Below are 5,490 nucleotides of genomic sequence, written 5' to 3'. Positions count from 1 at the left end.
CGGAGCCTCCTCGGCGTGCTGATCAGGAGCCAGTTTGGCACCCCGAGCCTACGTTCCAAGGTCACGGTTTGCGCCAGGAGGGAGGCGGTATGGCTCCCCAACGGGCGCCGGCGGTTCTAGAGTCACGAGCGTGACCGCCACATCGTCTCCGCTGCCGATCCTGCCGACCTCGCTGGTGGGCAGCTACGCCCAGCCGGACTGGCTGATCGACCGGGCCAAGCTCGCTGGCCGCTTTCCCCCGCGGGTACGGGCGAAGGAGCTGTGGCGGGTCGACGCGGAGTACCTCCAGCAAGCGCAGGACGACGCCACGGTGCTGGCCATCCGCGCCCAGGAGGAGGCGGGCCTGGACATCATCACGGACGGTGAGATGCGGCGCGAGTCGTACAGCAACCACTTCGCCACCGCCCTCGAGGGCGTCGACATCGACAACCCGGGGACGGCCCTCGATCGCAGCGGGCACCCCAACCCGGTGCCACGGATCACCGGCCCGATCGTGCGTCCCCGACCAGTCGGCGTGCGCGACGTGGAGTTCCTGAGGGCGAACACCGACCACCCGGTCAAGATGACCGTGCCCGGCCCGTTCACGATGTCGCAGCAGGCCCAGAACGAGCACTACCCCGACCTCGAGTCCGCGGCGCTGGCCTACGCCGGGGCGGTCAACGCCGAGATCAAGGACCTGCATGCGGCTGGCGCCGACGTGGTCCAGATCGACGAGCCGTACATGCAGGCGCGGCCCGATGCGGCCCGCGAGTACGGGCTGACCGCGCTCAACGCGGCGCTCGACGGCGTCACCGGCACCACCGCCGTGCACATCTGCTTCGGGTACGCCGCGATCATCCACGAACGGCCCGAGGGATACTCGTTCCTGCCCGAGCTGGCCGGCTGCTCGGCCGACCAGATCTCGATCGAGACCGCCCAGTCCCGTCTCGACCTCGGCGTCCTGAGGGACCTCAGCGAGAAGGCCATCATCCTGGGCGTCATCGACCTGTCCGATCACGCGGTCGAGTCCGCCGAGCTGGTCGCCGATCGGGTACGCCGCGCCTTCTCCTTCACCTCACCGGAGCGGATCACCATCGCCACTGACTGCGGGATGAAGTACCTACCTCGCGCGAGTGCGGAGGGAAAGATGCGCGCCATGGCCGGCGCGGCGTCGATCCTGCGGGCCGAGCTCTGACGCGCTGACCTCGCCAAGCGGGTGTTCGCCGCTCTACGCGCGCCCGAGGTTCACCTCGCAAGGGTGACGACACCCGGGAGGGCTGCGCTCACGCTGGGCGCATGTCCGACCACAGCGATCCGACAGTCCCCATGCCCATGGAGCGCACGGCCAGCAGCGGCCCGGACGCTGGTCCCGGAGACGCCAGTCCTGCAACCGCAGGGCCGCCGGTACCGAGCACCGCCGCCGCACCGCCGCGGCCCAACCCCTGGCGGGCCGCGGCCGTCGCGGTCCTCCTCGTGCTCGGCGTCATCCTCGTCCCCGTGACCGCCGTGTCCTGGTGGGTGCGGGGCACGCTGACCGACACGGACAGGTACGTCGCCGCGGTGGGACCCCTCGCTTCGGACCCGCAGGTGCAGGCCGCCGTCACCGACCAGGTGACCGACCGCGTCATGGCCCGCATCCAGAGCCTCAACCTCGCGCAGGAGGCGACCGACGCCCTCATCGATCGCGGCGTGCCACCACAGATCGCCGCCGCGCTGAGCCTCATCGCCTCTCCGATCCGGGAGCAGACCACGAACCTCGTGCACCGCGTCGTCGGCGACGTCGTGTCGAGCGAGACCTTCGCAAACGTGTGGACCGACGCCAACCGAGTGGTCCACACCCAGCTCCTGCGCCTGCTCAACGGGGAGACGTCCGCCCTCCAGCAGGACGACAGCGGCCAGCTCGTGCTCAACCTGTCCGCGATCTCGGGCCCGCTGCGCACGCAGCTCGTCAATGCGGGCGTGCCCGGCGCCGAAAGGATCCCGGACATCGACGCCCAGGTGGTGGTCGGGGACGGCACGCGCATCGAGAAGGCCCAGAACGCCTACCGGCTGATCAGGGGCATCCCGGTGCTCCTGCTCATCCTGACGATCATCCTGCTGGGACTTGGCATCTTCTTCTCACGCCGGCGGTTGCGAGCCACGCTCTTCACGATGGCCGGCATCGTGGTGGCGATGCTCATCACCCTGACCGCCGTCAGGGTGGGGCAGGACTTTGCCGTGGACAACCTCCGCCAGGACGTACGCGCGGCCGCGCAGGCAATGGTCACCATCGTGACCGATCGGCTCCGCACGATCCTGCGGGTCGTCGGCTGGGTCGCCCTGATCGCCTTGGTCGTGGCGCTCGTGTCGGGCAACGGGACACGTGCGACCGCGCTGCGCCGACAGGTCCGCGACTCGAGCGAGGTGGCTTGGGGCAGGGCGATGGCCTGGCAGCACACGTTCGTCGTCTCGTTGGCGGTGACGATCGTCGCGGTCGTGGTCCTGTTCGTCACGGCCCTGCCCACCTTCTGGAACCTGCTGCTCGTGGTCATCGCGGTGGTCAGCGGGATCACGGCGTGGTTCAGCTCCAGGCCAGATGAGACCAGCGCCGGGCCGGGCGTCACAGGCTCCGCGGACGGGTCCCCGGCGCCGATGGGCTGAGATCGGACTCCGCACGGTGACTCATACTTGACTGGTGCCGCTGGAGCACCTGCATGCCGATCGCGACCGGGCCGAGTCCTTCGGGTCCAGCGCTGAGGCGTACGACCAGTTCCGGCCGGGCTACCCGCAGGCGCTGTTCGATCACCTGCTGGCCGGGCCCGTTCGCACCGCGCTCGACGTGGGGTGCGGGACCGGAAAGGTGGCGCTCGACCTGAGCCGTCGAGGGGTCCGGACCTTGGGCATCGACCCCGACCAGAGAATGGTTGCCGTTGCACGCAGGCATGGCGTTGACGTCGAAGTGGCGCGCTTCGAGAGCTGGGACGACGCCGGACGGCGCTTCGACCTGATCACCTGTGGGCACTCCTGGCACTGGATAGACCCCTCCACAGGTCCCGACAAGGCGGCCCGACTGCTCGCGCCCGGTGGTCGGATCGCCCGGTTCTGGAACTACCACGTCGTGCAGGCGGGCCTGCTTGGCGAGTTCGAGGCGAGCTACGCCGAGCTCGCGCCCACACTCAGCGTGATCGGCCGAGACCCGAGCGGCGATGTCGACGCGACGGACCCGTTTGGCGCACACAGCGCTTTCACGACCGCCCCACCGCGGACGTACCGCTGGCATCGGCGAATGACGGCCGCCCAGTGGGCCGGCCTGATCGCGACCTTCGGCGATCATCGCCGCCTCGGTCCGGATCGTCTCGGGCACCTCTCCTCGGCGTTGCAGGACGCCATCGAACGCCACGGCGGTGTCGTGACTGTGGACGGCGGCACCTATCTGTTACTGGCGCAACGCGCCTGACGTGGGCAAATCAGGACGAGATCGTCCAGATACTCGTCAACGATCTGGCGATGGCCAACGTGAGTCCCACGATCGGCGGCTATCGGACAGCGCCACTCAACGTGCAGAGCCGGCAGGCCTTCGCCGAGCCGGCCGCACGTCACAACGGGGTGTTCGGCGGCTGCTGGTGCACGTGGTTCCACTGCCACCCCGACCCGCCGGAGCGCAAGGAGATCGGCAACCGCGCCTTCAAGCAGCGAGGTTGGTCGAGGAAGGTCGGGCGCATGCGGCCTTGGTCCTCGACGGTGACGCGGCCGTGGCCCGGGCAGAGTACGGATCCGTCGAGGAACTGCCCAAGAAGATCTCCTCGTCGTTCCAGTACCACGCCACGCGCACGATGTACGAACGGCCCGGCTTCAGCCACGAACGACCGAAGTGCCAGGGCAACTGCGTGATGAGCCTGACGGTGCCGCAAGCCCGGACGGCGTGATTGCCGGGGAGTGACGTGAAGGTGCGCAAGATCTGCTGGGTCGGTATTCCCACCACGAACTTCGAGGCGATGATGCGAGATTGACGAGCCGCACGGTCGTCGGCGGCTACCTTGTCCGGGTGACTGTTGAACTGCCCGACCGGGCGCGCGTCGTCGTCATCGGTGGCGGAGTCATCGGCTCCTCGGTGGCCTACCACCTGGCCCACGCCGGCTGGACCGACGTCGTTCTCCTGGAGCGGGACCGGCTCACGTCCGGGACGACGTGGCATGCGGCCGGGCTGATGACCTGCTTCGGGTCGACGTCGGAGACCAACACCGCGATCAGGCTCTACTCCCGCGACCTCTACGCGCGCCTGGAGGCCGAGACCGGGCAGGCGACCGGGTTCCGCCCCGTGGGGATGATCGAGGCGGCCGCCGACCGTGACCGCTTGGAGGAGTACCGGCGGGTCGCTGCCTTCCAGCGCCACCTCGGGCTCGAGGTGCACGAGATCTCACCGGCGGAGGTCGCCGAGCTGTTCCCGTGGGCACGGACCGACGACCTTCTCGCTGGCTTCCTCGTCCCGGGTGACGGCCGGGTGAACCCCGTCGACCTGACCATGTCGCTGGCGAAGGGCGCACGCGCACTCGGCGTCCGGGTCATCGAGGGCGTACCGGTGACCGACGTCCTCACCAGCGACGGCGCCGTCACGGGGGTGCGCGCCGCCGACCAGACCATCGGGTGCGAGTACGTCGTCAACTGCACCGGTATGTGGGCCCGGGAGCTCGGGGCACGGAACGGCTTGGTCATCCCCAACCAGGCCGCCGAGCACTACTACCTGATCACCGACACCATCGAGGGACTCGACCCCGACGCGCCGATCTTCGAGGACCCGTCCTCCTACGGCTACTACCGCGAGGAGGGCGGCGGCATGATGGTCGGCCTCTTCGAGTCACAGGCCGCGGCCTGGCGGGTCGACGGGATCCCGGCCGACTTCTCGTTCGGGACGCTCCCACCCGACTGGGACCGGATGGCGCCCTTCCTCGAGAAGGCGATGGCCCGCGTACCAGTCACCATCGACGCCGGCGTCCGGACCTTCTTCTGTGGCCCGGAGTCCTTCACGCCGGACCTGGCGCCGGCCGTCGGCGAGGCGCCCGGCATCCGTGGCTACTTCGTCGCGGCAGGGATGAACTCGGTCGGCGTCCTGTCGGCCGGGGGCCTCGGCCGCGTCCTGGCCCACTGGATCACGACCGGCGAGCCCGACGTCGACGTCACCGGCTTCAACGTCGACCGTTTCAGGACGGACCAGCTCGAGCCGGGCTACCGGGCAGCCCGCACGTCGGAGGTCCTGGGCACGGTCTATGCCGCCCACACACCGGGCAAGCAGCTGCGCACGGCGCGCGACCGCCTGCTCTCACCCGTGCACGAGCGACTCGTCAAGCAGGGTGGCCACCTTCGCGAGGTCTCCGGATGGGAGGGCGCCGACTGGTTCGCGGGCGAGGGGCAGACCCCACACGCGGAGCCGACCTGGGGGCATGCGCCGTGGTTCGAGCAGTGGGAGCAGGAGCACCGGACGGTCCGCGAGGCCGTGGGGCTGATGGACCTGTCCTTCATGGCCAAGTTCCGCGT

Annotated in this window: 5 protein-coding genes; all 5 read left to right on the top strand. The window is 69.6% G+C overall.

Annotated elements, in window-relative coordinates; all coding sequences use genetic code 11:
• Positions 1 to 130: 130 nt before the first annotated feature.
• Positions 131 to 1,174 (top strand): hypothetical protein, encoded by a 1,044-nt coding sequence (locus VJN29_RS07385; protein ID WP_324142979.1) that lies wholly within the window; start codon positions 131 to 133, stop codon positions 1,172 to 1,174.
• A 101-nt stretch (positions 1,175 to 1,275) separates the two neighbouring features.
• Positions 1,276 to 2,619: a hypothetical protein gene (locus tag VJN29_RS07380; RefSeq protein WP_324142978.1), complete on the top strand. Its 1,344-nt coding sequence runs from the start codon at positions 1,276 to 1,278 to the stop codon at positions 2,617 to 2,619.
• A 34-nt stretch (positions 2,620 to 2,653) separates the two neighbouring features.
• Positions 2,654 to 3,415, top strand: coding sequence for a class I SAM-dependent methyltransferase (locus tag VJN29_RS07375; protein ID WP_324142977.1), 762 nt, complete (start codon positions 2,654 to 2,656; stop codon positions 3,413 to 3,415).
• Between the two features lie 241 nt (positions 3,416 to 3,656).
• Positions 3,657 to 3,884 carry a hypothetical protein gene (locus VJN29_RS07370; protein WP_324142976.1) on the top strand — a complete coding sequence of 76 codons (228 nt, stop codon included), beginning with the start codon at positions 3,657 to 3,659 and terminating at the stop codon, positions 3,882 to 3,884.
• A gap of 119 nt (positions 3,885 to 4,003) precedes the next feature.
• A partial coding sequence (locus VJN29_RS07365) for an FAD-dependent oxidoreductase (protein WP_324142975.1) occupies positions 4,004 to 5,490 on the top strand: 1,487 nt, incomplete at its 3' end.

Source organism: Intrasporangium sp. (assembly GCF_035280925.1).
Lineage (GTDB): Bacteria > Actinomycetota > Actinomycetes > Actinomycetales > Dermatophilaceae > Intrasporangium.
The sequence above is the reverse complement of the archived record's forward strand: the minus strand, read 5'-3'. Positions and strand labels throughout refer to the sequence as shown.

What these genes read in the sequence shown, in the direction of transcription:
- VJN29_RS07380 (WP_324142978.1), top strand. Translation starts at nt 1,276, where the DNA reads ATGTCCGACCACAGCGATCCGACAGTCCCCATGCCCATGGAGCGCACG.